At 67.8% G+C, this 25,883-nt stretch carries 27 protein-coding genes; 11 read left to right on the forward strand and 16 right to left on the reverse strand.

Features of this window, described 5'->3' with window-relative positions; genetic code table 11:
- The first annotated feature begins 6 nt into the window (after nt 1-6).
- Nucleotides 7-441, forward strand: coding sequence for an HIT family protein (locus tag AC3AP7_RS16160; RefSeq protein WP_475767447.1), 435 nt, complete (start codon nt 7-9; stop codon nt 439-441).
- A 45-nt stretch (nt 442-486) separates the two neighbouring features.
- Here the strand turns inward: AC3AP7_RS16160 and AC3AP7_RS16165 are convergent, their stop codons facing one another.
- Nucleotides 487-651 (reverse strand): hypothetical protein, encoded by a 165-nt coding sequence (locus AC3AP7_RS16165; RefSeq protein WP_475767445.1) that lies wholly within the window; start codon nt 649-651, stop codon nt 487-489.
- Nucleotides 652-1,219: 568 nt separating this feature from the next.
- Between AC3AP7_RS16165 and sap1 the strand changes: the two genes are divergently transcribed.
- Nucleotides 1,220-1,561 (forward strand): surface attachment protein Sap1, encoded by a 342-nt coding sequence (gene sap1 / locus AC3AP7_RS16170; RefSeq protein WP_475767443.1) that lies wholly within the window; start codon nt 1,220-1,222, stop codon nt 1,559-1,561.
- 634 nt (nt 1,562-2,195) lie between these two features.
- On the forward strand, nt 2,196-2,750 hold the full coding sequence (locus AC3AP7_RS16175; RefSeq protein WP_475767441.1) for a YaeQ family protein: 555 nt from the start codon (nt 2,196-2,198) through the stop codon (nt 2,748-2,750).
- Nucleotides 2,751-2,790: 40 nt separating this feature from the next.
- Here the strand turns inward: AC3AP7_RS16175 and AC3AP7_RS16180 are convergent, their stop codons facing one another.
- A complete protein-coding gene (locus AC3AP7_RS16180) occupies nt 2,791-3,195 on the reverse strand; it encodes a VOC family protein (protein ID WP_475767439.1) in 405 nt (134 codons plus the stop codon).
- A gap of 389 nt (nt 3,196-3,584) precedes the next feature.
- Here AC3AP7_RS16180 and ada point away from each other — a divergent pair, with 389 nt between their 5' ends.
- From ada to AC3AP7_RS16200, 4 genes are all read left to right on the forward strand, one after another.
- Complete coding sequence (ada, locus tag AC3AP7_RS16185) at nt 3,585-4,724, forward strand: bifunctional DNA-binding transcriptional regulator/O6-methylguanine-DNA methyltransferase Ada (protein ID WP_475767437.1); 1,140 nt, start codon at nt 3,585-3,587, stop codon at nt 4,722-4,724.
- Nucleotides 4,721-5,635, forward strand: a complete 915-nt coding sequence (locus AC3AP7_RS16190; protein WP_475767435.1) for a DNA-3-methyladenine glycosylase family protein — start codon at nt 4,721-4,723, stop codon at nt 5,633-5,635. The genes ada and AC3AP7_RS16190 overlap by 4 nt, the downstream gene beginning before the upstream one ends.
- A gap of 292 nt (nt 5,636-5,927) precedes the next feature.
- Nucleotides 5,928-7,532, forward strand: a complete 1,605-nt coding sequence (gene gshA / locus AC3AP7_RS16195; protein ID WP_475767433.1) for a glutamate--cysteine ligase — start codon at nt 5,928-5,930, stop codon at nt 7,530-7,532.
- A 98-nt stretch (nt 7,533-7,630) separates the two neighbouring features.
- Nucleotides 7,631-8,077 (forward strand): hypothetical protein, encoded by a 447-nt coding sequence (locus AC3AP7_RS16200; RefSeq protein WP_475767431.1) that lies wholly within the window; start codon nt 7,631-7,633, stop codon nt 8,075-8,077.
- A 121-nt stretch (nt 8,078-8,198) separates the two neighbouring features.
- Here the strand turns inward: AC3AP7_RS16200 and AC3AP7_RS16205 are convergent, their stop codons facing one another.
- Nucleotides 8,199-9,761 (reverse strand): DHA2 family efflux MFS transporter permease subunit, encoded by a 1,563-nt coding sequence (locus AC3AP7_RS16205; protein ID WP_475767429.1) that lies wholly within the window; start codon nt 9,759-9,761, stop codon nt 8,199-8,201.
- Nucleotides 9,762-9,903: 142 nt separating this feature from the next.
- The gene (locus AC3AP7_RS16210) at nt 9,904-10,416 is read right to left on the reverse strand and encodes a MarR family winged helix-turn-helix transcriptional regulator (RefSeq protein ID WP_475767427.1); all 513 of its coding nucleotides are present in this window, start codon (nt 10,414-10,416) and stop codon (nt 9,904-9,906) included.
- A gap of 243 nt (nt 10,417-10,659) precedes the next feature.
- Between AC3AP7_RS16210 and AC3AP7_RS16215 the strand changes: the two genes are divergently transcribed.
- The gene (locus AC3AP7_RS16215) at nt 10,660-11,052 is read left to right on the forward strand and encodes a hypothetical protein (protein ID WP_475767425.1); all 393 of its coding nucleotides are present in this window, start codon (nt 10,660-10,662) and stop codon (nt 11,050-11,052) included.
- Here the strand turns inward: AC3AP7_RS16215 and AC3AP7_RS16220 are convergent.
- The 8 genes from AC3AP7_RS16220 to gspG all read right to left on the reverse strand — a co-directional run bounded on the left by AC3AP7_RS16220 (nt 11,036) and on the right by gspG (nt 17,179).
- Nucleotides 11,036-11,803, reverse strand: coding sequence for a type II secretion system protein N (locus tag AC3AP7_RS16220; RefSeq protein ID WP_475767423.1), 768 nt, complete (start codon nt 11,801-11,803; stop codon nt 11,036-11,038). The genes AC3AP7_RS16215 and AC3AP7_RS16220 overlap by 17 nt on opposite strands.
- Nucleotides 11,804-11,834: 31 nt before the next feature.
- Nucleotides 11,835-12,341, reverse strand: coding sequence for a type II secretion system protein M (locus AC3AP7_RS16225; RefSeq protein ID WP_475767421.1), 507 nt, complete (start codon nt 12,339-12,341; stop codon nt 11,835-11,837).
- Nucleotides 12,338-13,789, reverse strand: a complete 1,452-nt coding sequence (gspL, locus tag AC3AP7_RS16230; RefSeq protein ID WP_475767419.1) for a type II secretion system protein GspL — start codon at nt 13,787-13,789, stop codon at nt 12,338-12,340. The genes AC3AP7_RS16225 and gspL overlap by 4 nt, the downstream gene beginning before the upstream one ends.
- Before the next feature lie 28 nt (nt 13,790-13,817).
- The gene (gene gspK / locus AC3AP7_RS16235) at nt 13,818-14,945 is read right to left on the reverse strand and encodes a type II secretion system minor pseudopilin GspK (RefSeq protein WP_475767417.1); all 1,128 of its coding nucleotides are present in this window, start codon (nt 14,943-14,945) and stop codon (nt 13,818-13,820) included.
- Between the two features lie 3 nt (nt 14,946-14,948).
- Complete coding sequence (locus AC3AP7_RS16240; protein ID WP_475767415.1) at nt 14,949-15,626, reverse strand: PulJ/GspJ family protein; 678 nt, start codon at nt 15,624-15,626, stop codon at nt 14,949-14,951.
- Nucleotides 15,604-15,957, reverse strand: coding sequence for a type II secretion system minor pseudopilin GspI (gene gspI / locus AC3AP7_RS16245; RefSeq protein WP_475767413.1), 354 nt, complete (start codon nt 15,955-15,957; stop codon nt 15,604-15,606). The genes AC3AP7_RS16240 and gspI overlap by 23 nt, the downstream gene beginning before the upstream one ends.
- Before the next feature lie 109 nt (nt 15,958-16,066).
- Nucleotides 16,067-16,621 (reverse strand): GspH/FimT family pseudopilin, encoded by a 555-nt coding sequence (locus tag AC3AP7_RS16250; protein WP_475767411.1) that lies wholly within the window; start codon nt 16,619-16,621, stop codon nt 16,067-16,069.
- A 93-nt stretch (nt 16,622-16,714) separates the two neighbouring features.
- Nucleotides 16,715-17,179, reverse strand: a complete 465-nt coding sequence (gene gspG, locus AC3AP7_RS16255) for a type II secretion system major pseudopilin GspG (protein ID WP_475767409.1) — start codon at nt 17,177-17,179, stop codon at nt 16,715-16,717.
- A gap of 170 nt (nt 17,180-17,349) precedes the next feature.
- Between gspG and AC3AP7_RS16260 the strand changes: the two genes are divergently transcribed.
- Nucleotides 17,350-17,763, forward strand: coding sequence for a hypothetical protein (locus tag AC3AP7_RS16260; RefSeq protein ID WP_475767407.1), 414 nt, complete (start codon nt 17,350-17,352; stop codon nt 17,761-17,763).
- Between the two features lie 50 nt (nt 17,764-17,813).
- On the opposite strand, the gene gspF is transcribed toward AC3AP7_RS16260, so the two are convergent.
- The 3 genes from gspF to gspD are packed head-to-tail and all read right to left on the reverse strand — an operon-like array spanning nt 17,814 to nt 22,886.
- Nucleotides 17,814-19,031 carry a type II secretion system inner membrane protein GspF gene (gene gspF / locus AC3AP7_RS16265; protein ID WP_475767405.1) on the reverse strand — a complete coding sequence of 406 codons (1,218 nt, stop codon included), beginning with the start codon at nt 19,029-19,031 and terminating at the stop codon, nt 17,814-17,816.
- A 4-nt stretch (nt 19,032-19,035) separates the two neighbouring features.
- Nucleotides 19,036-20,574 carry a type II secretion system ATPase GspE gene (gene gspE, locus AC3AP7_RS16270; protein WP_475767403.1) on the reverse strand — a complete coding sequence of 513 codons (1,539 nt, stop codon included), beginning with the start codon at nt 20,572-20,574 and terminating at the stop codon, nt 19,036-19,038.
- Entirely contained in the window at nt 20,571-22,886 is a 2,316-nt protein-coding gene (gspD, locus tag AC3AP7_RS16275) for a type II secretion system secretin GspD (RefSeq protein WP_475767400.1), read from the reverse strand. The genes gspE and gspD overlap by 4 nt, the downstream gene beginning before the upstream one ends.
- A 494-nt stretch (nt 22,887-23,380) precedes the next feature.
- Here gspD and AC3AP7_RS16280 point away from each other — a divergent pair, with 494 nt between their 5' ends.
- Together AC3AP7_RS16280 and AC3AP7_RS16285 are read left to right on the forward strand one after the other, a co-directional pair.
- Nucleotides 23,381-23,836 carry a lytic transglycosylase domain-containing protein gene (locus AC3AP7_RS16280; RefSeq protein ID WP_475767398.1) on the forward strand — a complete coding sequence of 152 codons (456 nt, stop codon included), beginning with the start codon at nt 23,381-23,383 and terminating at the stop codon, nt 23,834-23,836.
- 146 nt (nt 23,837-23,982) lie between these two features.
- Nucleotides 23,983-25,242 carry a GTP-binding protein gene (locus AC3AP7_RS16285; protein WP_475767395.1) on the forward strand — a complete coding sequence of 420 codons (1,260 nt, stop codon included), beginning with the start codon at nt 23,983-23,985 and terminating at the stop codon, nt 25,240-25,242.
- Nucleotides 25,243-25,423: 181 nt separating this feature from the next.
- On the opposite strand, the gene AC3AP7_RS16290 is transcribed toward AC3AP7_RS16285, so the two are convergent.
- Nucleotides 25,424-25,816 carry an HU family DNA-binding protein gene (locus AC3AP7_RS16290; protein WP_475767393.1) on the reverse strand — a complete coding sequence of 131 codons (393 nt, stop codon included), beginning with the start codon at nt 25,814-25,816 and terminating at the stop codon, nt 25,424-25,426.
- Nucleotides 25,817-25,883 lie beyond the last annotated feature (67 nt).

Here is a 25,883-nt window from a genome sequence, read left to right on the forward strand (position 1 = left end):
CGCCCGATGACTTACGACAACCACAACCCGTTCGCGAAAATCCTGCGCGGCGAGCTGCCGTGCATCAAGGTGGCGGAGACGCCGGATACGATCGCGTTCATGGATCTGATGCCGCAGGCGGACGGACACGTGCTGGTGGTGCCGAAAGAAGCCGCGGCGCAACTGTTCGAGCTTTCCGAGGACGCGACCGCGGCCTGCATCCGGTTGACCCGCCGGATCGCGATTGCCGTGCGCGCGGCGCTGCAGCCGGACGGCGTCTTCATTGGGCAGTTCAACGGCGCCGCCGCCGGTCAGACGGTCGGCCATGTGCACTTTCATGTGATTCCGCGCTGGGACGGGGTGCCGTTGCGCCTGCACGCGCGCGAGGTGGCCGACGAGGCCACCCTTGAGGCATTCGCGCAGCGCATCCGCGCGTGTCTCGCGGAAAACGCCGCGGGCTAGACGCCGGAGCCTGCGCCAGCGGATTCAGTGCAGTTGAACGCGCGCTTAATGGCGATGCAGCAGACTGCGCAGCGGATGATGCCAGTCCATATGCCACGCGTGCGGACGATGCGCACGGTTCAGATGCTCCTGCCACAGTTCGTCCGAGAACAGGAACGCAACGATCAACAGGGGCACGACCAGAAACGCGCCAAGTATCAGGTGTTCCATGTCTGCTTCCTCCTGTTGCAGAACCCGCGATGCCATTGTAGACGCACTCCGCGTGCCTGTATGGTGGGCTCGCGCGCATAGTCGCGCGAGCTGGTATACGCAGTCGGGCGCGGACACGCAGCGCGTTTTGTTCCTCGGCAAATGCGTCTGCCGGGGAAACGGATTTGCGCAACTGGCATTGTTTTTATTCTGTATCCGGCTGCTTATTTGTCGTGTATTGAATAATCGGTTGAATGAGTTTGTGTGCGGCGCATCAACGCGATTCACAGGGTATTAAGCGACTGGATGATGGCAGCGCGTTTAAACGGATATTCGCGGCACGGCGTGATGCATCGTGGCGCAACGTGATTTCGATCATTCAGGATTCCGTTCTGACTGCCGGCCGTTTACGCATTTCGCGGCAACCGTTCAGCGCGGCTGGAGGCCGCGACCATTTTCCGCTGTTGCAGACGCACACAAGATGCGCTTGTCGTCTGCATGCGTTCTTCTAGAGTGTAGGCTGCGGGTCGGATCTGGAAGTTAAATACATAGCTAACCTGATCAACGACAGCCCGCAAGGAGGCACTCTATGAAAGCGCGAATCGCTCTTCTTGTCGCCATGGCCGCCTTCGCGGCCGCGTCTGCCGCACAGGCCCAGGACGGCATCATCAAGCCGCAGCAGACCATCCAGTTCAAGCCGAATGCGTACGGCTGTCTATCGAAGGACAAGCTCGACGCCGTCGTCCAGCATTCGATGGCCGGCCAGCAGCAGCAAATGCAGGAATATTTCTCCGGCTATCAATGCATCTCGACGCCTGAACACGCGGATTTTCGCGTCGTGCGCGTCGTCGGTCACGACGTCGAATTCGTGAATGCCGGCAATAGCGATACCGAAGGCCTCTGGGCAAACGATCGCTTCATCAAGCAGTAAGCCGGACACCCTTGCAGCAGAGTGCGCGCGATTGCGCCAACGGGCGAATCGTGCGGCCTGTGTGCGCCCGTCCGATCCGGCTTGTCACGGGCGGCGTAAGCTGCGGGCGCTGCGGGCGCTGAATTCAGCGTCGATGCATCGAACAGAACATTGCCGGCGAGCCTCGACGGCGCAGGCGGCTTTCTTCGCGTGCTTTCCTAGGCCAGGTGCGCCAACGGCCCGTCGCCCCGGCATTCGGCCTCGCGCGCCAGAACCCGCCCGTCTTTTCCCATCCGTGATGTAAAAATTGCCGCTCGTCCGCATCGCCCATCGCGGGTATCGCGGCCTTCTCGGCCTTCTCGGCCATCACGACAGGAAGCGCACTGACGGCGCGCCATCGCCGCCATGCGATCGGCGTCGGCCCGTCGCATCAACTGTCATTCAGCGCCGTTATCGTGATCGAGGCCTTGCGTCCGGTGGCCGCGGGCGTGTAAGGTGCGGCCTCCAGGCCGATCACGGCACGCAAACTGCTTCTGGAAAAACGGCGGACGCGGCGCGCTGCATCCGGCAACCCGCTTCCGCAACCCGGCCGGCACGCCGTGCCGCCGCGGCTCTTTTCTCTTGATGGTCCGCCTGCGTGGACCGATGGTGCGGTATGGCTCTCAAATCGACGATATACAAGGCGGAACTCCAGATAGCCGACATGGACCGCCATTACTACGGCGATCACGCGTTGACGATTGCCCGTCACCCGTCGGAAACCGACGAGCGCATGATGGTGCGCGTCGCCGCGTTTGCGCTGTTCGCGCACGAACGGCTCGAATTCTGCAAAGGATTGTCCGACACCGACGAACCCGATCTGTGGCAAAAGGATCTGACGGGCGCGATCGAAACATGGATCGAAGTCGGTCAGCCCGACGAGCGGCGCATCGCGAAGGCAAGCGGCCGCGCCGGCGAGGTCGTCGTCGTCGCGTACGGCGGCAAGGCCACCGATATCTGGTGGCAGGGCGTGCGCCACAAACTCGACCGGCTGCGCAACGTGACCGTGTGGTCGTTCGACGAAGAGGCGGCCGCCGCGCTCGGCCGGCTCGCGGAGCGCACGATGCGCCTGCAATGCACGGTACAGGACGGCGCGGCCTGGCTCGGCAACGCGCAGACGAATCCGGTGCCGATCGAATGGAGCGTCCTGAAGGCGCCGGTGACCGTCTAGCGGCGCCGCCGCGCTCATTGCGGCAAGCCCGCCTCTAGCTCTAGTCCGGCGAGCCTTTCAGTTCGACCCGGTTGCCTTCCGGGTCGAACAGGTACAGCGACGGCCCGAAGCCGTCCGCGCCATAGCGGACCGCCGTCTCGCCGGTACGCACCCCGTGCGCGTCGAAATGGGCGCGCAGCGCGTCGCCGTCGAAAGCCTCGATCCGCAAGCACAGGTGATCCATATTCCGGCCCGCGCCCGGCACGCCGCTCTCAGGCAGGTCGATCGGCGCGCCGGCCTGCAGCAGGTCGATCAGCGAACGGCCCGCCCGGAGCTGGATCAGGCCGAGTTCGGGCTGCTCCTTTTCCACGCTGCAGCCAAGGACATCGCAGTAAAAACGCTTGCAGACCGCCGGATCGGCAACCCGGATCACCACGTGATCGATCTCGCGAATGTGAATCTTCATGGCAGACGCCCCCAAGGCCGATGGTGCCTCACGGTGCCCATGCGCGGGCAGCGGATGTCTGCCAGTGTAGGTGAAACCGCAACCGGCAAATCGCCGGCAAATCGCGGGCAAAAAAAAGCCCGCTCACTGGGAGCGGGCTGAATCCATATCAGGAGGAGACATGGAGGAGACAGGAACCACTATACACACCCGGTTGGTGCGACGCAATAACTTTTTAAGGGAAAACCCGAGGGCGTGGCGCTTTGCCGCGCTTTAACCTGCACCGACCCCTATAAAGATGTCCGGCGGCACCCGCCGCGCCTCCCCAATGACAGAGCAAGAACCGGAGCGTACTGTGACAGGATGGACACTACAGTGGTGAGCATCGCCATTCTCCTCACAGGTGCACGATGAATTCCGCCCTCCCTTCCCAGTGGCCGACCGACGACGAGCGCTGGGCCGCCGTCCGTGCGCACGATGCGCAGGCCGACGGCGCCTTTTTCTACGCGGTGCGCACCACCGGCGTGTTTTGCCGTCCGTCGTGCGCGTCGCGGCCGCCGCGCCGCGAGAACGTCGCGTTCTTCGCCAGCGCGGACGCCGCGCGCGCGGCGGGCTATCGCGACTGCAAGCGCTGTCAGCCGGGCGGCCTGCCGCGCGAACTCGCGATCGTCGCGCGCGCATGCGCCGCGCTCGATGCCGAGCCGCAGCGGCGTCTCACGCTCGCGCAACTGAGCGACGCGGTGCACGTCAGTCCGTTTCATCTGCAGCGTCTGTTCAAGCGCGTGGTCGGCGTGTCGCCGCGGCAGTATCAGGCCGCGCAGCGCGGCGCCGCGCTGCGCGATGCGCTGCAGGACGGCGCCGGCGTCACGCGCGCCAGCGTCGACGCGGGCTTCGGCTCCTCGTCGCGACTGTACGAAAGCGCGCCGACGGAGCTGGGCATGGCCCCGTCCGCGTATCGGCGCAAGGGGGCGGGGCTCACGCTGCACTACACGTGCGCACCGACGTCGCTCGGTGTCGTGCTGATCGCGGCAAGCGCGCGCGGCATCTGCCGGATCGCGTTCGGCGACGATCGCGCCACGCTCGTCGCCGACCTGCGTCACGCATTCGCCCACGCGACGCTGCGGGAGGACACCGCGCACCTCGCGCCATTCGTCGCGCAGATCGACGCCTATCTGCGCGGCACGCGCGAGCGCTTCGAACTGCCGCTCGACATTGCCGCGACCGCGTTCCAGCAGCGCGTGTGGGACGCGTTGCGGCGCATCCCGTATGGTCAGACGCGCAGTTACACCGAGATCGCCGCCGTGCTCGGCACGCCGCGCGCGGTGCGGGCCGTTGCCAGCGCCTGCGCGTCGAATCCGGTTGCGCTCGCGATTCCGTGCCACCGCGTCGTCCAGAAGAGCGGGGCGCTTGCCGGCTATCGCTGGGGGCTCGCGCGCAAGGCGGCGCTGCTCGAAGCCGAGGCGCATCACGCGCAGCAACACGGACACGACGACGCACCCGACGCGAATCGCGACGCCGCGCCGGTCCCGGGTCTGGAGCCGGCTGCGTGAGCGCGCCGGTTGCCGCGATCGTCGAGTTGCCGTACAAGGCACCGTTCGACTGGGCACGCATGCTGCGATTTTTCGCCGGACGGGCGACCCCCGGCGTCGAGGCCGTAGAGGACGGCGCATACCGGCGCGCAATCGAGTGGGCCGGCGCGGCCGGCACGCTCAGCGTGCGTCCGCATCCGCGCAGGCGCTGCCTGATTGCGTGCCTCGAAGGCCCGGTGAGCCAGCACGCGGACGCCATCGCCGCGCCGCTCGCCCGCATGTTCGACGTCCGGATGAAGCCGCGCGCGCTGGCCGCGCACTTCGCGTCCGATCCGTGGCTCGCGCCGCTCATCGCCGCCGCGCCGGGGCTGCGCGTGCCCGGCGCGTGGTCGGCGTTCGAACTGGCGGTGCGCGCGATCGTCGGCCAGCAGATCAGCGTGAAAGCGGCGACGACGATCATCGGCCGGCTCGTGCTGCGCACCGGCGAGCGCATCGATGCCCATCCTCACGAGCACACCGCATGGCGCTTCCCCACACCGGCCGCGCTGGCCGCAGCCGACCTCGCGCAGATCGGCATACCCGGCAAGCGGGTCGCGGCCTTGCAAACGCTCGCGGCCGCGGTCGCGTCGGGCGCGCTGCCGCTCGACGACGCGGGCGCCGACCCGCTCGCGCAACGCGAGGGGCTCCTGGCAATGCCCGGCATCGGCCCGTGGACCGTCGAGTACATCGCGATGCGCGCATGGCGCGACCCGGACGCATGGCCCGCCACCGATCTGGTGTTGATGCAGGTCATCGCCGCACGCGACCCGACGCTCGCACGCGCGTCGCTGCAACGCGCGCGCACCGACGCGTGGCGTCCCTGGCGCGCCTATGCGGCGATGCATCTGTGGAACGAGGTAGCCGACCGCGCGGGCGCCGCGCGCGGCGGATAGCGCGGCACGTCAGGGGCGGGCGGGCGCAGGGCGGCGCACACGCCTGAGCACACGCCTGAGCACACGCCTGAGCGCACGCCTGAGCACACGCCGCAGCGCCGCCAGTCATGCCGCTGCGCGCCGCGCGAACCGGCCCGCGCGGCGGGCGCCGCGTGTCTAAACCCGCGTCAAGCAGGGGTTTGGGCGAGATGTTAAAGTGCCCGCTAATGAAAATGACACCGGACGACGTCATCGCACGCGGCGAACCGCCGATGCGCGGCCCAACGGGGCCGGCGCCGTTCGACCCGCATCGATGCCCAATACGACACCTTCCCGCGTTTCCGATCCGCTGGCGCACCGCCTGTCCGTCCTGACCGGCGACGCGCTCGCACACGGCCTGCGCGGCATCGAAAAGGAGAGCCTGCGCGTCACGCGCGACGGCCATCTCGCGATGACGCCGCATCCGCGCGCGCTCGGCTCGGCGCTCACGCATCCGTCGCTGACCACCGACTATTCGGAAGCGCTCCTCGAACTGATCACGCCCGCCGAGCCCGACCCCGCGCTCACGCTGGAGCGGCTCGACGAGCTGCATCGTTTCGTCTATGCATCGCTCGGCGACGAGATGCTATGGAACAACTCGATGCCCTCGCTGCTGCCCGACACCGACGAGGGCATCCCGATCGCGCGCTACGGCACGTCGAACATCGGCCGGCTGAAATACGTGTACCGGATCGGTCTCGCGCTGCGCTACGGCCGCACGATGCAGACCATCGCCGGCATCCACTACAACTACTCGCTGCACGAGGACGTGTGGCGCCTGCTGCAGGCCGATCAGCGTTCCACGGCAAGCGCGGTGGATTTCCAGTCGGAGCGCTATCTCGCGCTGATCCGCAATTTTCGCCGCACGAACTGGCTGCTGATGTACCTGTTCGGCGCGTCGCCCGCACTCGACCGGCGCTTTCTGCGCGGCCGCGCGCACACGCTGGACACCTTCGACGCCGACACGCTGTACCGCCCGTACGCGACCAGCCTGCGCATGAGCGACCTCGGCTACTCGAACACCACCGGGCAGACCGCACTGCACATCGACTACGACACGCTGCCCGGCTACCTCGACGCGCTCGCGCAAGCCGTCAGCCAGCCGTATCCGCCATACGAGGCCATCGGCACGCAACGCGACGGCGAGTGGGTGCAGATCAACACGAACGTGCTGCAGATCGAAAACGAGTTCTACTCGACGATTCGCCCGAAGCGCGTCACGCATCCGGGCGAGCGGCCGCTGCATGCGCTCGCCGCGCGCGGCGTGCAGTACGTCGAGGTGCGCTGCATGGATATCGATCCGTTCGAGCCGACCGGCATCGCGCTCGATACCGCGCGCTTTCTCGACGCGTATCTGCTCGTCTGCGCACTCGACGACAGCCCGCTGCTGCCGCCGCCCGCCTATGCCGAAGCGAATCGCAATTTCGGCCGCGTGACGATGGAAGGGCGCAAGCCGGACCTGCAACTCGAACGCGACGGCCAGCCCGTCGCGATGCGCGCGTGGGCCGACGAATTGCTCGCGAAAATCGACCTGGCCGCGCGTGCGCTCGATGCGCTGCGCGGCGACGACGCGCACGCGCAAACCGTCGCCACACAGCGCGCGAAGCTCGCGGACCCGTCGCTGACGCCGTCGGCGCGGGTATTGCAGACGATGCGCGAGCGTCAGCAGGGTTTCCTCGCGTTCGGCCTCGCGCAGAGCGCCGCGCATGCCGACCATTTCCGCGCGCGGCCGCTCGATGCCGCACGGCATCAGGCCTTTGTCGCGCTGGCCGCGCAATCGCTCGACGAGCAGGCAAAACTCGAACGCGAAGAAGCGGGCTCATTCGATGCTTTCGTTGCAGCGTACGGTGCGTACACGCTGAATCGCTTCAGCGTCTAGACGGCGCGCACCCTGCAACGCTACCCGCCGCCGCGGGTCCAACAAGAAAGGATCGGCGCTGCGCGCATCCGCGCAACGCGATCAGGGGAGGAAACGCGATGAAAAAGACTCTGTTGGCAACACTGTGCGTGCTGGCCGCGGGCTGCTCGACGAGCGGGCCGATCAATCCGGACGTGATGCAGATCGCCACCACGCCGCTCACCTGCTCGGGCCAGACCGAATGCGATCTGTGGTGGCAGCGTGCGCAGACCTGGGTGACCCAGCACTCGCGCTACAAGATCGAAACCGCGACCGATACGCTGATCCAGACGACCGGTCCGGACGGCGGCAAGCGCGCGCTCGCGTATCAGATCACGCGTACCCGGAACGACGACGGCTCGGCAACCATCGGCTTCGCGGCCCATTGCGACAGCGCGCTCGGCTGCAAACCGAATCCATGGGAAGCGGGGGCCGATTTCAAGGCCTTCGTCAGAAGCGGCGTCGCGAGCGCCGTGCCCGCCGATCCCGGCAGCGCCGCGGCGGCGGCCGCAGCGACGCCGCAGTAAGCGGCACAATCAGCGGCACAATCAGCGTTCTACGCGCCGTCGGCGCGGCACACGGCGCACACGGCCCACGAGGCAGGCCCACGCGGCAGCGGTCGCCGCTCGCCGGCGTGGCCGCGCCGCGTCAGTGGCCGGCGGACGCCGCCACGCCCTTGCGCGGCTTCGTGATCCATACGAGCACGGCGAGCACGAGAAAGGCCGCGCACGAGATCCTGAAGAAATCGTTGGTGGCCATCATGTACGCCTGCTGCGTGACGATCTCGTTCAGCTGGGCCGTCACGCTCTGGCCCGCGAGGCCGAGACTCGCGAGCGAGTCCGAATAGGCAGTCGTATTCGGCGCGTAAGTGCTGACCGATTCGGCCAGCACCGCATGATGGTAGATCGTGTCGTTTTCCCAGTAGGTCGTGCTGATCGCCGTGCCGATCGCCCCGGAGAGCGTGCGGAAGAAATTCGACAGCCCCGATGCGCTTGCGAGCCGCTCGTCCGAAATGCTCGACAGCGTGATCGTCGTCATCGGCACGAAGAAGCACGCCACGCCGATGCCCTGCACGATACGCGGCTCGATCACCTGCCCGAACGGCACGTCGAGCGTAAACGTCGAATTCCACAGCGACACGAACGCGAACACGATGAACGCGAGACTCGCGATCACCCGCAGGTTCAGCCGGTGCATGTTGCGGCCGATCATCGGCGACAGCACCAGCGCGAGCAGTCCGACGGGCGCAGTCGCGAGGCCCGCGAGCCCGGCGGTGTAGCCCATCACGGTCTGCAGCCAGAGCGGAAAGATCACCACCGAGCCGAAGAACGCCATGAAGCCGAACGAGATGATCAGCACGCCGAGTGCGAAATTGCGATCGCGGAACAGCGACAGGTCGACCACTGGTTCCTCCTCGGTCATCTCCCACACCAGCAGGAACGCAATCGCGACGACCGCGATGATCGCCAGCGCGACGATGAAGTGCGAGCTGAACCAGTCGCGGTCCTTGCCGAGGTCAAGCATCATCTGCAGGCACGACACGCCGATCACGAGCAGCGCCAGCCCGACCGCGTCGATGCGCTGGCGGGTCGTCTTCGTTTCGCGCCCGCGCAGCAGCATGAACGAGATGGCCCCCGAAAACACGCCGATCGGCACGTTGATGTAAAAAATCCACGGCCACGTGTAGTTGTCGGTGATCCAGCCGCCCATCACCGGACCGAAGATCGGCGCGACGATCACCGTCATCGCCCACAGGCCGAGCGCAAGGCCGCGCTTGGCGGGCGGATACGAGCGCATCAGGATGGTTTGCGACAGCGGCACCATCGGCCCCGACACGAGCCCCTGAAGCAGCCGGAACGCGATCAGCGATTCGAAGTTGTGCGCGAGGCCGCACATCGCCGAGGCGAGCGAGAACAGCATCACCGACATCGTGAACAGCCGCACCTCGCCGACCCGGCGCGCGAGCCAGCCGGTCAGCGGCACCGCGATCGCGGAAGCCACCGAGTAGGACGAGATCACCCAGGTGCCGTCGCTCGTCGCGACGCCCAGGCTGCCGGAAATGGTCGGCACCGCGACGTTCGCGATCGACGTGTCGAGCACCTCCATGAAGGTCCCGAGCGCGAGGCCAACGGTCAGCAGCGCGAGCGTGCCGCCGGCGAGCGGCGCGGGTTCGTCAGCGGGTGCGGCTACAGCGGGCGCCGAAGCACTCATGATCCACTCTCCACAGGCGACAAAAGGTTGATCCAGCATGCATATCGCACGATGCCACGCAGGCATTTTTATGCCAGATCATCTTCTGCCCAGACAGATATTCAACCGCCGATGCGGCACGGTATCGATAACTTGCCCCTATTCAGGCCTCGTGCTGTTGCAGGCCCCGCAGCACGGACGCGCCCGCCTCGCCCTCGTCCTCATCGCCGGAACCGTTGGCGATCAGGCGGCCGAGCAAAGCGGTCAGCGTGGCCAGTTCAGACTCGCTGAAGCCGCGCAACTGCTCGTTGAGCACCGCCGCGCCGAGCGCCGGCAGCTGCCCGGCGACGTCGCGTCCGTGCTGCGTGAGCGCGAGCCGGACCATCCTGCGGTCGGCGTCGCTGCGCGCGCGCACGACGAAGCCTTTCTTCTCGAGCCGGTCGAGCATGCGCGTCATCGAGCCGCTGTCGTACGACATCGCCCGCGACAGCTCGAATGGCGTGTCCGCGCGGCCGCACGACAGCATCAGGATCACGCCGATCTGCTGCGCGGTCAGCCCGAGCGGCCTGACCGCGCGGTCCGTGCGCGCCACCAGCACGTTGCGCGCCTTCGTCAGGTAATAGCCCAGACTCGATTCGAGGTGAATCTCGTCCGCTCGATAAGGACCGTCGGTCATCGCAAGTCGGCTCGCAACATCAAGGGAAGCCCGGTGGATTCTAGCGGCCCGGGCAACCGGGTCAATCCGGCAACAGGGCGCGCTGCACATGAAAACAACACGGCCCGTTCAATTGCCGCCAGTATCTTGAAATTTGATTGCATAGTCAATATTATGTTGGGCAATGAGTTAAGCACTCAACGAGACCATGTTCTGACCGTTTTGCCGCCCGCCGCCCGCAGCGCCGGGCAGAGGATTCCCGTCATGCTGTACCTGAAACAGAGCCTGAGCGGCATGGGCCGCTCGCTGCACGAGCACGCTGTCACCGCGTTCCACGGGCCTTATCGCTGGCTGAAGCTGGGGATGTACGTCGCGTTGTTCGTCCTGCCGGGGGGCTCCCTCGGGGTGCTGCTGGTCGCATGGCTCGGGCATCGGCGTACGCGCCGCGCGTCCGGATTCCGGCCGCAGACGGCACCGGTTGCGGCGCGCCCGCGCGGCGCCGCCGACGCCCGCTCCCCCCTTTCGCCGACGACAGCCGCCCGCGGCACGGCCTGCCGTGCCGCACCGTGCCGGCACGGCGCCGCGTGCGCGGACGCCACGGCGAGCGCGCGCAGCATCGCCGGCAAGGCCGCGCGGCCGCTCAGCGCACGAAGGTAAGCGCCACTGTGCCGGGTCCGGTCGGACGGCCCAGCAGATTCAGCAATCCCGCCAGATTGTCGCGCTCGTCCGGCGCCGCGCTCGCCGTCCCGTTGAATACCGTCGACGCCGCGCCGACGACGCCGTGCCCGCTCAGCAGCAGCGGCCCTTTCAGCGTCGCGAGGTCGATCGTCGAGCGGTCGCCCTCGGCCTGCAGCACCACGCGGTAGGAGCCGAGCGGCTTCACGCGCGAGACCCGCGAGCTGACGTCGGTCAGCGTCACCGTCAACTGGCCGAACGCGCGGTGACCGAAGCTGCGCCAGTCGCTCCACGCAAGCCGCACCGTGCCGTGCAGATCGAGCGTGTTGAACGGCGCGCCGAGCCCGCTCAGCAGCGCCGCCGGCACCGCCATCTCCCCTTGCGAAACGCGCGCGCCGGTGCGGCTCGCGTCGAGCGTGACCGGCGCGGGCATCGCCTCGCTGTGCGCCATCGTCATCTGCACGCGGCCGGTGAAGAGCGGCCAGAACGCCGTGTGCCATTCGAGCCGTCCCGGCAGCAGCGTTGCCGCGCTCGCATCCGCGCCCGCCGCCAGCATCAGCGCGGCCGAGCCCTGCCACAGCGAGCCGGCCGGCTCGACGAGGTTCACGTGTCCGCCGGACGCCTTCGCAAACTGCGGCGTGATCCACGCCGCCGGCAATAGCGCCAGCATCATCCCGCCGCTCGACAGCAGCGCCACCAGCAGCCACGGCAACGCCGCGCGTAGTCTTCGCATCGTGTTCATCCGCGCTGTCCGCCCGGGGCCGTCACTTGCCGGCATCCGACGGCTGCAGCGTCGCGGTCAGATCGACCTGGCCATCTTCCTTCAACGCGCTGATGTGCGCTTCGGCGACCTGCACCTTGAACTGGCGCCGCACGTCGTCGACCCAACCGGTCCAGGCCGGAAACGACGCGTTCTTCAGCTGGATCTGCACGCCGCTGCCGATCTGCTGCACCTGCAGCGGCGCGAGCCCGTGGCTCGCGAGCGACGTGCTCAAGGCGTCCTTCAGCGCGCCGCCGGTCGGCGCGACGCCCTGCGCGGCGGCCTGCAGGCGGCGTGCTTCCTGCGCCTGCGCGGTCATTTGCGCAAGCTCGCCTTGCAGCGCGGGCAGCGTCTCGCGCAGGTGCGCGCTGCCCTGCTGCGCCGGTGCCCACAGCACCGACCACGCGAACACGACCACCACGGCCGCGCCGCCCCACGTCAACAGGCGCTTTTCGCGCTCGTTGCGCCCGTCCCAGAAGCCGGCCCACGCCTGCGCCAGTTCGCCTTTCATTGTCCGCTCCTGATGGTCCATTTGCCGGTGCTGCTGTCGATCGTGCCGCTCAGCCCGTTGCGCGCGAGACGCTGCGCGAGCGCGGAGTCGACCTTGACCTCCGGCTTGAAGGTGACGTCGAGACGATGGTCGTGATAGTCGAGCGCAGCGATGCCGTTGACCGGCACCGGCCCGAGCGCGCGCGCGAACGCCGCGGCAAGCGACAGGAAATCGTCCGGCGACAGCTCGCCGGCGGCCACGCGCAGTTGCTGCATTTGCCGCGACATCTGTCCGGGCGCATCGAGCACGACGGTCGTTTTCGGAAACGTGTTCAGCAGGGTCTCGGTCATCTGCGCGTCGATCGCGTCGCGCTGCCTCGACAGCATCAGCCATTGCACGTTCGTACCGATGACCGCGATGACGAGCGCGGCCGCCGCGAACGCGATCGGCACGCGCAGACGCCGCAACGTCGCGCGATCGATGCGCCACGGCTGCACCGCGAACTCGAACTGGCACAGGTCGAAGCGGCACGCGAGCGCGCGTCGCGCAAGCGCATCGAACGTCAGCGGCTGCACGCCGCCGATCTGCGCGGCCAGCCCACTGTGCCCGTGCGCGCCGAGCGCGGGTTCGCTGCCCGGCACGTCCGTGAACAGATAGAGCGTGACGGGCGCGGCGCCCGCCAGCGCCGCCAGCGTCGCATGCACGCTCGCGACGGGCACGGCCATGCCTTCCCCGTGCAGCCCGCGCGCGAGCGCCAGCTCCACGCGCACCGAGGACGCAGGCGTCAGCACGTCGTCGACGAGCCCCGGCGCCGTGGAAACCGCGACGCCGAGGACGGCGGCGACCACCGGCTGCGCGGTCGCCGCATCGGCGGCGGCCAGCGCCGTGTCGCCGCTGCCGGTGCCGGTGCCGCTGCCGCTGCCGCTGCCGGTGCCGGTGCCGGTGCCGGTGCCGGTGCCAGTGCCGGTGCCGGTGCCAGTGCCGGTGCCGGTGCCAGCGTCCGTGCCGGCCGGCGTCGGCGCGGCCGGCGCGTCGGGCAGGCAGCGCGTGACCGGCACCGCGCGCAGATTGCGATGGCCCGCCTCGGCAAATGCTTCGCAGAGGTAGCGGAACCAGCCGCGATCGATCACGGCGAGCCGCTGCCGGCCGCCTTCGGGCGGCTCGGGATCGAGCGCGATGTGACAGGTCTGCGGATCCTGGATCAGTTGATCCTCGACCACGTTCGGCAAGGCCTGGCGTAGCCGCTGGCCTTTGAGCGGCGGCAACGCGGCGCTCATCAGCAGCAGGTCGCGCGCGGCGAGCATCAGCACGGTCGACGACGCGCGCGGCAGCAGCCCGAGCGACGAGCGGCCGGCGCGCTGCGTGCGCCCCGATTTGTCGAGCAGCAGGAAGGGCAGTTCCGGCAACTGCCATTCCTGCGACGGCACCGCCGGATCACGCGGCGGCAATAGAACGATCAGCGTGCTCAAAGACCACTCTCTTGGGAAAAGGCGTTGTTCATAGCTGATCCGTGACGCGCACGACGCGTGTCGTATGGGTCAGCGGATCGCGGTAGATCAGCGTCGTGCGGTCCACTTCCGCGCGCTCGTGCTGCACGCGTCCGTGAAGCAGAAAATAGCTGGTATTCACGTCGAACAGGCTCGGATCGATCGCGATCTGCGTGACGCCGACCGCCTGCAACGCGAGCTGCACGTCGCCCACGTTGCGGAAGAACACCGTATCGCGGCGCGCGACGAACGCCTGCGCATTCGACAGGTTCATCCCCGGCACGACCGCGGCGATCACCTCCGCCGACGCGGTGTTCATGTTGACCGCCGTCGTGGTGGGCAGCACGGTCACGAACGGACGCAGGCGCTCGACCATCGCCGGCGTGAAGCCCGGCACGTCGAGCAGCGAGTCGACGCTCGTCATCTGCAGCGGCGCGACCGCCGCGTTGTCGTCATCGTCGTCGAGGCCGGGCTTGTTCGTGAAGGTGTTGCCGCCGACCGCGCCGCCGAGCAGCAGCGGTGTCTGCGCGGTGCCGGCGGCGCCCGTCGTGGCCGGCGCGGTCTGAAAACGCGTGGCCGACAGCGCGAGGCCGTTACGCATCTGCACCGCCACGTTCTTCGCGAGCTGTCCGTTCATGCCGAGCAGCCCGAGCAGGCGCTGGAACGCCGCGATCTGCTCGACGTTCAGTTGCAGCATCCCCGGCGCCGGACTCGCGACGAGATCGCGCAGGTTAAAGCGCGCCTGGGCGTCCTCGATCGAGCCGGACAGATAAGTCTGCGCGCCCTGCTGCGCGCGCACCTCGCCGATCTGGCCCAGAAAATCGGACAGCCGCGTACGCGCGATCGGCACGCTCCAGACGCCGCCGAGATACGTGATGCCGGCCGACGTGTCGGCCTCGGAGCGCAGGATCAGGCGGGTCCACGCGAGCGCGCCGCGCTCGATCCACAATGCCTGCGACAGCAGCCGCTGGTTTTCGATGCGGCGAATCTGCACCTGCTGGCGCCACAGGATGCCGGACACGAGAATTGCCGACAGCGCGACGACGAGCAGCGCGCTGATGATCGCGACGCCGCGCTGCCGCGCTGCCCGCATCGCGAGCGGCGTGTCCGGAACCGGCGGTAACACGGCAAACGGCATCGTTCACTCCCCGACCAGAAACACGCGCGTGACCGGCCGCGCGAGCGAGGGCGCGCCGATCACCACTTCGAGCCCGGTCACCGAGCGCGGCAACGGCGCGTTGCCCAGTTGCGGCACCCGCAGGTTATTGTCGTTCTGCTGGATCGCCTTGCGCACTTCGTTCATCTGCGACGTCCAGCCGACCTTCGGCACGTACATCAGCGCGGAAATCGTGCCGATGCCGCGCATCAGCGGCACCGCGCTCCAGTCGTCGCCCTCGCCGCCGCGCAGCGCGCGCTGCAGCTCGCCCACGTTCGCGAGCGGCGGCGATGCGTAGCGCACCACGCGTCCCTGCGAGATCACGTAGCGGATCACCTGCAGGCGCGGCGCCGTGTCCGGAATCCGCAGCGTGCGCACGATCTGCAGCGCGTTGCCCTGCACCGAGATCGCGGGCGCGCCGGTTTCGTCGTCGCTGGCCGCCTCGCGCGCGTCGATGCGCATCTGGTCGAACAGCTGCGCGAATACCCGCTCGTCCTCCATTGCGCTCGTGATCGTCTGCCGCGCGCGGATGATCTGATCGAGCCCGCGCCACGACAGCACCGCAATCACCGCGAGGATGGCGATCGCCACCATCAGCTCGATCAGCGTGAAGCCGCGCTGCGGCGCGCGCGGGCCGCGCTTACAGCGAACGGTTCGTTTCATTGGCCACCACCGTCACCATCTGGGCGAGACTGCCGGAGCGGCCCGGCGTCGTCACCGACACCTCGACGCGGCGGAATATCGGATTCGGCGTCGCCGTCACGCGTTCCGTACAGAGCAACTGCAGATTCCCCTGCGAGCAGTCGAAGCGGGTGGCTCCGAGTTGCGGCCATGCATGGTCGAGCGCGAGCTGCGCAAGCGCGTTGTCGGCGCTCCACCCGGCGAGCAGCCGCCGGTGCAGCTCGACCTCGCTCGACGCGAGACTGCCCACCGCGCGCAGCGCCGCGGCAAGCGCCACCGCGATGATCGCGAGCGCCACCAGCACCTCGATCATCGTAAAGCCGCGCGCCGCGCCGCGCCGGCCGCAGCGTGCGCGCGCGCGGGACGCCGCCGGGACGCCGCAACCCCGTGCGGGGCCCGCCTGACACGCATGACGCGCCATCTCAGCGCACCTCGTAGCGGCCATTGCCGGTCCCGACGATGGTCGCCTCGCCGGCCGCCGAAAACAGCGTGACCTGCAACGGCGCATCGATGCTCTCCGTGCCGAACACGATGCGCGACGGATGCGCATCCGAACCCGGATAGACGATCGACACGCCGGTCACGCCGCCGTCCCAGCGGCGCGGCCGGAACAGATCGTCGCGCAACGGCCGCCAGCCGTCGCTCGTGCGGATATCGAAGCGAAACCCGCCGTTTTGCGGCTGCCACGCGATCGGCCGCGCGCGGACCTGGGCTTCGTCGCTCGCCGACTCGAACAGCAGCGCAAGACGCTGCGCCTCCTCGTGCAGATCGGCGCGCGGATTGCGCGTCACCGCCAGCGATGCGAGCGACACCAGCAGACCCGCGATCACCAGCACCACCAGCATTTCGAGCAGCGTGAATCCGTCGTGCGCGCGGCGGGTGAGGCGCCCATCGCGCGCACGCCGCCGCGCGGGCGCGTGCGAAGGCGCCGCTGCGCAAGCGCGGGCGAAACCGGGAGGACGGGCGAACGTGCGCATGGGGCCAGCGTCAGTCGGATAGAGGATGGCACAGGAAGGATGGCACAGGACCGTGCGCGAACGGACCGCAGCCTGTTCGCGCAACGGGGTCGTCTATTGCCACGACCCTATATCGGCATCGTTGCCCTCACCCCCGGGCTTGCCGTCGGCGCCATAACTGAACACATCGATCTCGCCGTGCACACCCGGATTCAGGTACTGATACGGATTGCCCCACGGATCGTTCGGCAGGCGTTCGAGATAGCCGCCGTCTTTCCAGTCGTTCGGGATGGGATCGGTTGTCGGCTTCTCGACGAGCGCGCGCAACCCCTGGTCCTGGGTCGGATAGCGGCCGTTATCGAGGCGATACAGCTTTAGCGCCTGCATGATCGTCGCGATGTCCTGCTTCGCGGCAACGCGCCGCGCTTCATCGGGACGACTCATGATCTTCGGCACGATCAGCGCGGCGAGAATGCCGAGAATCGCGATCACGACCATCACTTCGATCAGCGTGAAGCCGCGTTGACGACGGCTGTGCAGACCCGCGACATTGGCGCGGCGAGCGCTCCACATTTGCATAGCTAGCTACCTCTTGACTGAAGATGTTCGATCCCGAAGGCATGGCGCGATTGCGCCGCAAGGTGCGCGACCGCGCCCGGTTTAACACGCCCGGCCGGTCATTTTAATGTCACGCGCCCGAAGGGTTTCACCCCAACGCAAATTTCACAATAGTCCGTACAATGACGCGCATGAACGCCACTCAAATCCGCCTCCTGTCGCTGGCCCTGTTCGCCGTGTTCTGCGCGACGCTCACCTACTGGGTCGTCACGCTCACCGCGCTGTCGGGTGCGCCGGTGCCGGCCGCCGAGGTGCGCGCGCCCGTGCCGGTCGACGAGGCGGGCACGCTGTTCGGCGGACAGCTGCAGCGCACCGCCAACCAGGACATCCACCTGTTCGGCATCCTTGCGCTGCGCGAAGGCGCCGCCGCCATCGTCAGCAGCGGCGGCGAACCGCCGCACGCGGTCGCGCTCGGCGGCCCGATCATGCAGGGCACGAAGCTCGCCGCCGTGCATGCGCGCTCGATCGTGATCGAGCGCAACGGTACGCGCTCCGAAATCTACCTGCCCGCTACCGCCAGCAATACCACCGTCTTCGTTCGCTGAGCGGCGGGCGCGTCGGGCCCGTCGGCAGCGTCGCAACAGCCGCGCGCCGCTCACTGCACGAGGTTGTTCAGTTCGATGATCGGCAGCATCACCGCCAGCACGATCACCAGCACCACGCCCCCCATCGCGAGAATCAGCAGCGGTTCGAGCAGGCTCGTGAGGAACATCGTGCGCCGCTCCAGTTCGCTCGCTTCGCCCTCGGCGGCGCGATCGAGCATGGTCGTCACATCGCCGGTCGCTTCGCCCGAACGGATCAGGTGGACGAGCACCGGCGGAAACGTCTTCGTGTTGCCGAGCGCGCGCGACAGCGACGTGCCTTCGCGCACCCGCACGATCGCCTCTTCGATGTTCGCGTGCATCGCGCGATTGCTGAGCGTTTCGCCGGCCGCCTGCAGCGCGCGCAGGATCGGCACGCCCGCGGCGGTCAGAATGCCGAGCGTGCTCGCGAAGCGCACCGTGTTGTAGCCGCGCACCAGCTTGCCCGCAAGCGGCGCGCCGAGCAGCCAGCGGTCGAACGCGAGACGCGGCCCGGGCTGCGCGAGCACCGAGCGGATCGCGTACCCAAGCACCGCGACGGCGATCAGCACCGCCCACCACCAGTGCCGCACGAAGCCCGACAGCGCCATCATCATCACGGTGACGAGCGGCAACTGCTGCTTCGAGTTCGCGAACACATTGACGACCTGCGGCACCACGTAGCTGAGCAGGAACGTGACGATGCCGAACGCGATCATCGTGACGATCGCCGGATACGTGAACGCGAGCACGATCTTCTGCTTCAGCGCGTTGCGCTGCTCGATGTAGTCGGCGAGGCGCGACAGCACGAGGCCGAGCTTGCCGGTATGCTCGCCGGCCGCGACGAGCGCGCGATAGATCTCCGGGAAATCGCGCGGATGCTGCATCAGCGCGTTCGCGAGCGAGTGGCCGCCCAGCACCTCCGCACGGATCGACGCCATCAGTTCGCGGATGTAGTCGCGCTCCGCCTGCTCGGTCAGCACCGCGAGCGCTTCGTCGAGCGGCAGGCCGGCGATCAGCAGGCTCGCGAGCTGCCGCGTGAGGATCGCCTGCTCGCGCTGCGACAGGCGCCGGCCGAGCGCGAGGCGCTGCTCGCGTTCGCCGCGCGTGCGGCTCGCCGCCGGCTCGACGACGAGCGGCGTCAGCCCCTGGCTGCGCAGATGCGTACGTGCGCCGCGCGCGCTGTCCGCATCGAGCACGCCTTTTTGCGCCTTGCCGGCCGCATCGATTGCTTCAAAGCGAAAAGCTGGCATGCGCTTACGCTCCGCCCGTCACGCGAATCACTTCTTCGAGCGACGTAACGCCGCTCTCGAGCCAGCGCTGCGCGTCCTCGCGCAGCGTCAGCATGCCGTGTGCGCGGCCCGCGGCGAGAATCTCGGCGTCCGCGGCGTTGCGGTGGATCAGCGTGCGGACGGTGTCGTCGATCAGCAGCAGCTCATAGACGCCGCGCCGGCCCACGTAGCCGGAATGGCCGCACTTGTCGCAGCCCACCGGATGCCACGACGTGCGGCCGTCGTCTTCGACGCGCGCTTCGCGGCACGCCGCGCACAGACAGCGCACGAGCCGCTGCGCGAGCACGCCGAGCAGCGACGACGCCAGCAGGTACGGCTCCACGCCCATGTCGGTCAGGCGCGTCACCGCGGATGCCGCATCGTTCGTGTGCAGCGTCGCGAGCACGAGGTGGCCCGTCAGCGACGCCTGCACCGCGATCTGCGCGGTTTCGAGATCGCGGATTTCGCCGATCATGATGATGTCCGGATCCTGACGCAGGATCGAGCGCAGCGCGCGCGCGAAGGTCATGCCGATGCGCTCGTTCACCTGCGTCTGGCCGATGCCCGACAGGTCGTATTCGATCGGATCCTCGACCGTCATGATGTTCGACGTCGTGGTTTCGAGCCGCGAGAGCGACGCATACAGCGTCGTGGTCTTGCCGGAACCGGTCGGCCCGGTGACGAGCACGATTCCGTGCGGCCGCCCGATCAGCCGGTCGAACTTCGCCAGCGTATCCGCGCCCATGCCGAGCGCTTCGAGATTCAGCCGCGTCGCGTCCTTTTCGAGCAGACGCAGCACCGCGCGCTCGCCGTGGCCGGTGGGCAGCGTCGAAACCCGCACGTCGACCGGCCGGCCGCCGACGCGCAGCGTGATGCGGCCGTCCTGCGGCAGGCGCTTTTCGGCGATATCGAGCTGCGCCATGATCTTGATGCGCGAAATCAGCGCGCCGTGCAGCGCCTTTTTCGGACGCACCACGTCGCGCAGCGTGCCGTCGACGCGAAACCGCACCACCGACGCGTTCTCGAACGGCTCGATGTGAATGTCCGACGCCTGCTCGCGCGCGGCCTGCGTGAGCAGCGCGTTGATCATGCGGATGATCGGCGCATCGTCCTCCGACTCCAGCAGATCCTCGACTTCGGGAATCTCCTGCATCAGGCGCGACAGATCGACCTCGCCCTCGACCTCGCCGACGATCTGCGCAGCGCTGCCGTCATGGCGCGCATACGCCTGATTGATCGCCTGCGCGAGTTCGTCGGCCGGCACGCGCACGACCGACAGCGCGCCGAAATTGCGGGCAATCTCGGCGAGCGCGGCATCGCTCGTGCGCTCGCTGATCCACACTTCGAGGCCGTCCGCGTGCTGCTGCGCGACGAGGATCTGGCCGCTGCGCGCGAAGCCGTACGGCACGAGCCGCGCGGCGAGCGGCGAGGGCGTGGCGCGCGCGGCATCCTCTGCGCCCGCAAGCGGCACGGCGGCCGCACCGGACGACGCCGTGGCGGACGACGCGTGACGCGGCGTGTTCACGGCCGCGCTCCGGGCGCGAGCGTCTGCGCCGACGATGCGGCGACGGGCGGCTCGGCGACCGGCTGCAGCGCCGGCACCTGCGCCGGCGGCGACGTCGGCGAGCCCGGCGGCGGCGCTTCCTGCGGCGGGCGCGTCATCTGGTTCATGTTGAACAGCCCGTCGACCGGCGGCGTGCCGGGCGGGGGCGGCGCCGGAATCACCGGCACATCCTTGTCGCGGACCACGCGGTTATCGGTCGTGTAGCCGAGCTGCTGCTCGCGCATGTAGTCGTAGCGCTGCATTGCGATCGCGTCGCTGTCCGCTTCGGAACTGACGATCACCGGGCGCAGGAACACCATCAGGTTGGTCTTCGTGCGCGTCTTGTTCTCCGAGCGGAACAACTGGCCGATCCACGGGATGTCGCCGAGCAGCGGCACCTTGTTCGCGCCGCCCGAGTAGTTATCCTGCATCAGGCCGCCGATCACGATGATCTGGCCGTTGTTCGCGAGCACCGTCGACTGCACCGACTGCTTGTCGATCGTCACGCCGCCCGGATTGTTGATCGTCGTCTGGTCGACGCTCGACACCTCGGTGTAAAGCTCCAGCTTCAGCAGCCCGCCCGCGGTGATCTGCGGCCTCACGTGCAGCACCGTGCCGACGTCCTCGCGGTCGTACGTGTTGAACGCGGTGACCGAACTGCCGGTGGTCGCGGTCGGCGTTGCATAGGAACCAGTTTCGACCGGCACGTTCTGGCCGACGACGATCTTCGCTTCCTGGTTGTCGAGCGTGATCAGGTTCGGCGTCGACAGCACGTCGGCGTCGCTGGACGTCGACAGCGCCTGCAGCAGGCCGCCCAGGCCAAAGTAGCTGCCGAACTTGTGCAGGATGCCGATGTTCAGGCCGTTGTTGAGCAGGCTGGTCGAATTCGACAGCACCGTCGACGGATTCTGTCCGATCAGATAGCCTTCGCCGGTCAGGTTGACGATGCCTTGGCTCGTCGACGTATTGAAGTTGCTGCCGCCGTAGACGCCGTTATTGCCCCCCTGCGACAGCAGCGCGCCCTGCCACTGGATGCCGAGGCTCGAACTCGTCTGCGCGCTCAGTTGCACGATCAGCGCTTCGATATAGACCTGGGTGCGGCGCTGGTCGAGTTCGTCGATCACCGTGCGCAGATTGCGATAGACCGGGTCGGATGCGGTGATGATCAGCGAGTTGGTCGCGGGGTCGGCCTGGATCATGCCGCCGGGCTGATTGTCGGAGGCGTCCTCCTTGTCGCTCGGCAGCTCGGTGTTCGTGCCGCTCGCGCTGCCGCCGCCCATCGGATTGCTGCCGGACGCATTGCCCGACATCGACGTCGGCAGCGGCGGGGTGCCGGACGCGCCGGTCGACCCGCTGCCCGACGTATTGTTCTGGCTGAATTTGCTCGCGCTCGACGACGACGCGCTGCCGCCGCTGTCGCCCTTGCCGAGCATGCCGCGCAGCGTCTTCGCAAGCGCGGTCGCGTCCGCGTTGCGCAGATGGACGACGTGAATGTTGCCCGGTGCCGCGGTCTGCTGGTCGAGCTGCTGCGCGAGTTCGACCGCCGATGCGAGGCGCTGCGCGTTCGATGCGCGCAGCAGCAGAGAGTTGGTGCGCGGATCGGCGACCACCGAAATCTTCAGCGTCGGGTCGGATGCGCCGATCGCGCCCGGATCGAGCATCTTCGCCATTTCCGGCGCGACGTCGAGCGCATTCGCGTTTCTCAGCGGCACGACGCGGACCTGCTGGCCCGCGGCCGTATCGATGCCCTCGATGATCCGCGCGATGCGCCGGACGTTGTCCGCATAATCGGTCACGACGATCGTGTTGTTGGCCGGATACGCGGCGACCGTGTTGCTCGGCGAGATCAGCGGACGCAGGATCGGCAGCACGTTGCTGGCCGATTCGTTCTTCAGCTGGAACACCTGGGTGATCACCTGATCACCCTGCGCAACCGGCTGATTGCCGATGTAAGTCGGCACGCCCTGCAGCTTCGCATCGGCCTCGGGCACGACTTTCAGCACGCCGTGATCCTGCACGAGCGCGAAGCCCTGCATGCGCAGCGCGGCTTGCAGCGTCTTCAGCGCCTGCTCTTCCGGCACCGGATTTTCCGATACGAGGTTCAGCTGACCCTTCACGCGCGGGTCGACGATGATCGTTTTGCCGGTCGCCGCACCGATAGCCTTCGCCACCTGGTCGATGTCGGCGTTGACGAAATTCAGCGTCACCTGGGCGTATGCCAGCTGACAGCTCACCATTCCAGCCACCAGCAGCGCCGTCGCGACGCGACGCAGTGCCTTGCGATTTCTTCTCATGGAGTTCGATGTCGAGACCGGCCACCGTGGCGGCCAGTTGTCATGCGCAGTGGAGCAGGGTGCGCGCCGCCCGGTCTGCCGACCGCCGGTGCATGGACAGGCGCTCGCCACCCCGGCCGCCGTCCGCCCCCGATCCAAAAAAACGAACAGTAACAGTTTTTGATGTCGGATTTGTCACAAAGCCGGCGCTCCGGTGCAATTCTTCTAATCCGATTCACCATGCGTTAATACTTTGTAAGCCATTCCGGTCGCCCGGACGGCCGTCCCCCCACGCGCGCCGCGTCTTTCGCGTTGCCTCTGCCGGCTGGCCAACTTGACGCTTCGGCGCGCCCCGGTATGATACGGGCCGAAGCACATGCCGGACGCCTGTTACGCCACGGGGGTTTTCCCGATGTCCGCCGCGGCCCCGTGCCGCCGCACATCCGGCGCAAGCGCGAGACGTACCGTTTTCTTTCCAAATCTTACCTTGACCCGTTGCTTAGTCATCTTGACCGATGAAGCCGACTTTCGTGACCGTCGTCGCCGTCGCCGCTGTTGCCGCAACGCTTTGCGCAGCGCGGCCGGCGCACGCCGATTGCTTTGACGAGGCGGCGCGCTATCACAAGGTCAATCCGCTGATCCTGCGCGCAATCGCGTGGCAGGAGTCGCACAACCAGCCCGAGGCGCTGCACCGGAACGCGAACGGCTCGACCGATTACGGGCTGATGCAGATCAACTCGGTACATTTGCCCGCGCTCGCGCATTACGGCATTTCCAGAAGCACGCTGATGGAGCCGTGCAAGAACGTCTATATCGCCGCCTGGCACCTGCGCCAGCAGATGGACAAGTACGGCAATACATGGGCGGCGGTGGGCGCCTATCATTCGGAGACGCCGGCGCTGCGCGACCAGTACGCGCATCGGATCGCCGCGATCCTGCGCAAATGGAAGCTGCTGCCGCCTGGACAGTGAGCGTGTGGTGAAGCGGCCGGACGCGCGACGGGCTGCCGGGCGTTTTGATGCACAATGCGGGTTCGTCCCGCGACACGCCGCCGCGCCGCCGCGCCGGATCGCGCGCCCGGCCCGTGCGCCCACCCCTCTTGCTTTTCCGTACTGCGATGAACCAGCCGACTCTGCCCGTCACCGTGCTCTCCGGTTTTCTGGGCGCCGGCAAGACCACGCTCCTGAACCACATTCTCGCGAACCGCGCCGGGCTGCGCGTCGCGGTGATCGTCAACGATCTCGCGGCGGTCAATATCGACGCGGCGCTGGTGCGCGATGCCGCGGCGCTGTCGCACGTCGAGGAGCAACTCGTCGAGATGTCGAACGGCTGCATCTGCTGCACGCTGCGCGACGACCTGCTCACCGAGATACGCCGGCTCGCGGCCGAACAGCGCTTCGACGCGATCCTGATCGAGTCGACCGGCATCGCCGAGCCGATGCCGATTGCCGAAACCTTCACGTTCGTCGATGACGACGGCGTCTCGCTGTCCGATGTCGCGCGGCTCGACACGATGGTCACGGTCGTCGACGCGTTCAATTTCCTGCGCGACTACGGCTCCGCCGACGCGCTCGCCGAGCGCGGAATCGCCGCGAGCGACGAGGACGATCGCACGCTCGTCGAGCTGCTGGTCGAGCAGATCGAGTTCTGCGACGTGCTGGTCGTCAACAAGGCCGATCTCGTCGGCGCCGACGCGCTCGCGCGGCTGCAGCGCATCCTCGCGCGCATCAATCCGCGCGCGGTGCAGATCGTGAGCCGCTTCGGCGTCGTGCCGCTCGACGAAGTGCTCGACACGAAACGCTTCGACTTCGACGCCGCCGCGAGCGCGCCGGGCTGGCTTGCGTCGCTGCATCACGATCACGGTCACAGCGGCGAAGCGGACGAATTCGGCATCGGCCACTTCGTCTACCGGGCGCGCCGTCCGTTCCATCCGGCGCGGCTGTGGACGCTGCTGCACGACGAGTGGCGCGGCGTGCTGCGCAGCAAGGGGTTCTTCTGGCTCGCTACGCGTCACGACCTCGCGGGTTCGCTGTCGCAGGCGGGCGGTGCGTGCCGTCACGGCCCGGCGGGCGTCTGGTGGGCCGCGCAGCCGCGCAGCGAATGGCCGTCGGACGACCCCGAACTCGCGGCTGAAATCGCCGCGGACTGGCACGGCGACCCGGCGGATACGCGCATCGGCGACCGCCGTCAGGAACTGGTGATGATCGGCGTCGACATCGAGCCGGCCGTCTGGCAGGCGAAGTTCGACGCGTGTCTGCTGAACGACGACGAGTACGCGCTCGGCCCGCAGGGCTGGCAGCAGTTCGACGACCCGTTCCCGGCCTGGGAGTCCGACGGCGACGAGCCACACGCGGACAGCGAAATCCTTCACCCGTGACGGCAGCGGCGCGGACCCGCCCGCTCGCGCACTGTCCGCACGGCGGGCAAAAACGGCGGCCAAGCAAGCAGCCAAGCGGCGGTCAAGCAAGCAGCCAAGCGGCGGCCCGAAGAATGAGCCGAAGTGCGGACGAAAAAAAACCCGCCGAAGGCGGGTGTCAACATCCAGGCAGCATGGGGGCCTAGCGCTTGTTGACTGCGTCCTTGAACGCCTTGCCAGCCGTGAACTTGACGGTCTTGGCAGCGGGAATCTTGATGGTTTCGCCGGTCTTCGGATTGCGGCCGGTGCGTGCTGCGCGCTTGCCCGAACCAAAGCTACCAAAACCGATCAGCTGTACGGACTCACCCTTCGACACAGCCTTCTTGATCACTTCGAGCAGCGTGTCCAGCGTTTCGCCGGTTTGAGCCTTGCTGGCGCCCGTCTGTCCTGCGACGGCGTCGATCAGTTCCTGTTTGTTCATTAAGGTTCCTTTCTGGTTTAGGTTGACACGAACAGCGCGAACGCGCCGATTATACGTGCGCCGGCCGCGCCGTCGAGCAGCAACGGTTTCGGAGCAGTCCGGACCCGGCGGCATGGCGGCTCCACACCCGGTCGCCGCGCCGCCGCCGCCCTGCGCGGCGCTTGCTATGATAGCGCAGCGC

It is taken from the genome of Paraburkholderia sp. PAMB 6770 (assembly GCF_057748135.1).

What these genes read in the sequence shown, in the direction of transcription:
- AC3AP7_RS16160 (WP_475767447.1), top strand. Translation starts at nt 7, where the DNA reads ATGACTTACGACAACCACAACCCGTTCGCGAAAATCCTGCGCGGCGAG.
- AC3AP7_RS16165 (WP_475767445.1), bottom strand. Translation starts at nt 651, where the DNA reads ATGGAACACCTGATACTTGGCGCGTTTCTGGTCGTGCCCCTGTTGATC.
- sap1 (WP_475767443.1), top strand. Translation starts at nt 1,220, where the DNA reads ATGAAAGCGCGAATCGCTCTTCTTGTCGCCATGGCCGCCTTCGCGGCC.
- AC3AP7_RS16175 (WP_475767441.1), top strand. Translation starts at nt 2,196, where the DNA reads ATGGCTCTCAAATCGACGATATACAAGGCGGAACTCCAGATAGCCGAC.
- AC3AP7_RS16180 (WP_475767439.1), bottom strand. Translation starts at nt 3,195, where the DNA reads ATGAAGATTCACATTCGCGAGATCGATCACGTGGTGATCCGGGTTGCC.
- ada (WP_475767437.1), top strand. Translation starts at nt 3,585, where the DNA reads ATGAATTCCGCCCTCCCTTCCCAGTGGCCGACCGACGACGAGCGCTGG.
- gshA (WP_475767433.1), top strand. Translation starts at nt 5,928, where the DNA reads ATGCCCAATACGACACCTTCCCGCGTTTCCGATCCGCTGGCGCACCGC.
- AC3AP7_RS16200 (WP_475767431.1), top strand. Translation starts at nt 7,631, where the DNA reads ATGAAAAAGACTCTGTTGGCAACACTGTGCGTGCTGGCCGCGGGCTGC.
- AC3AP7_RS16205 (WP_475767429.1), bottom strand. Translation starts at nt 9,761, where the DNA reads ATGAGTGCTTCGGCGCCCGCTGTAGCCGCACCCGCTGACGAACCCGCG.
- AC3AP7_RS16210 (WP_475767427.1), bottom strand. Translation starts at nt 10,416, where the DNA reads ATGACCGACGGTCCTTATCGAGCGGACGAGATTCACCTCGAATCGAGT.
- AC3AP7_RS16215 (WP_475767425.1), top strand. Translation starts at nt 10,660, where the DNA reads ATGCTGTACCTGAAACAGAGCCTGAGCGGCATGGGCCGCTCGCTGCAC.
- AC3AP7_RS16220 (WP_475767423.1), bottom strand. Translation starts at nt 11,803, where the DNA reads ATGCGAAGACTACGCGCGGCGTTGCCGTGGCTGCTGGTGGCGCTGCTG.
- AC3AP7_RS16225 (WP_475767421.1), bottom strand. Translation starts at nt 12,341, where the DNA reads ATGAAAGGCGAACTGGCGCAGGCGTGGGCCGGCTTCTGGGACGGGCGC.
- gspK (WP_475767417.1), bottom strand. Translation starts at nt 14,945, where the DNA reads ATGCCGTTTGCCGTGTTACCGCCGGTTCCGGACACGCCGCTCGCGATG.
- AC3AP7_RS16240 (WP_475767415.1), bottom strand. Translation starts at nt 15,626, where the DNA reads ATGAAACGAACCGTTCGCTGTAAGCGCGGCCCGCGCGCGCCGCAGCGC.
- gspI (WP_475767413.1), bottom strand. Translation starts at nt 15,957, where the DNA reads ATGATCGAGGTGCTGGTGGCGCTCGCGATCATCGCGGTGGCGCTTGCC.
- AC3AP7_RS16250 (WP_475767411.1), bottom strand. Translation starts at nt 16,621, where the DNA reads ATGCGCACGTTCGCCCGTCCTCCCGGTTTCGCCCGCGCTTGCGCAGCG.
- gspG (WP_475767409.1), bottom strand. Translation starts at nt 17,179, where the DNA reads ATGCAAATGTGGAGCGCTCGCCGCGCCAATGTCGCGGGTCTGCACAGC.
- AC3AP7_RS16260 (WP_475767407.1), top strand. Translation starts at nt 17,350, where the DNA reads ATGAACGCCACTCAAATCCGCCTCCTGTCGCTGGCCCTGTTCGCCGTG.
- gspF (WP_475767405.1), bottom strand. Translation starts at nt 19,031, where the DNA reads ATGCCAGCTTTTCGCTTTGAAGCAATCGATGCGGCCGGCAAGGCGCAA.
- gspD (WP_475767400.1), bottom strand. Translation starts at nt 22,886, where the DNA reads ATGAGAAGAAATCGCAAGGCACTGCGTCGCGTCGCGACGGCGCTGCTG.
- AC3AP7_RS16280 (WP_475767398.1), top strand. Translation starts at nt 23,381, where the DNA reads ATGAAGCCGACTTTCGTGACCGTCGTCGCCGTCGCCGCTGTTGCCGCA.
- AC3AP7_RS16285 (WP_475767395.1), top strand. Translation starts at nt 23,983, where the DNA reads ATGAACCAGCCGACTCTGCCCGTCACCGTGCTCTCCGGTTTTCTGGGC.
- AC3AP7_RS16290 (WP_475767393.1), bottom strand. Translation starts at nt 25,816, where the DNA reads ATGCCGCCGGGTCCGGACTGCTCCGAAACCGTTGCTGCTCGACGGCGC.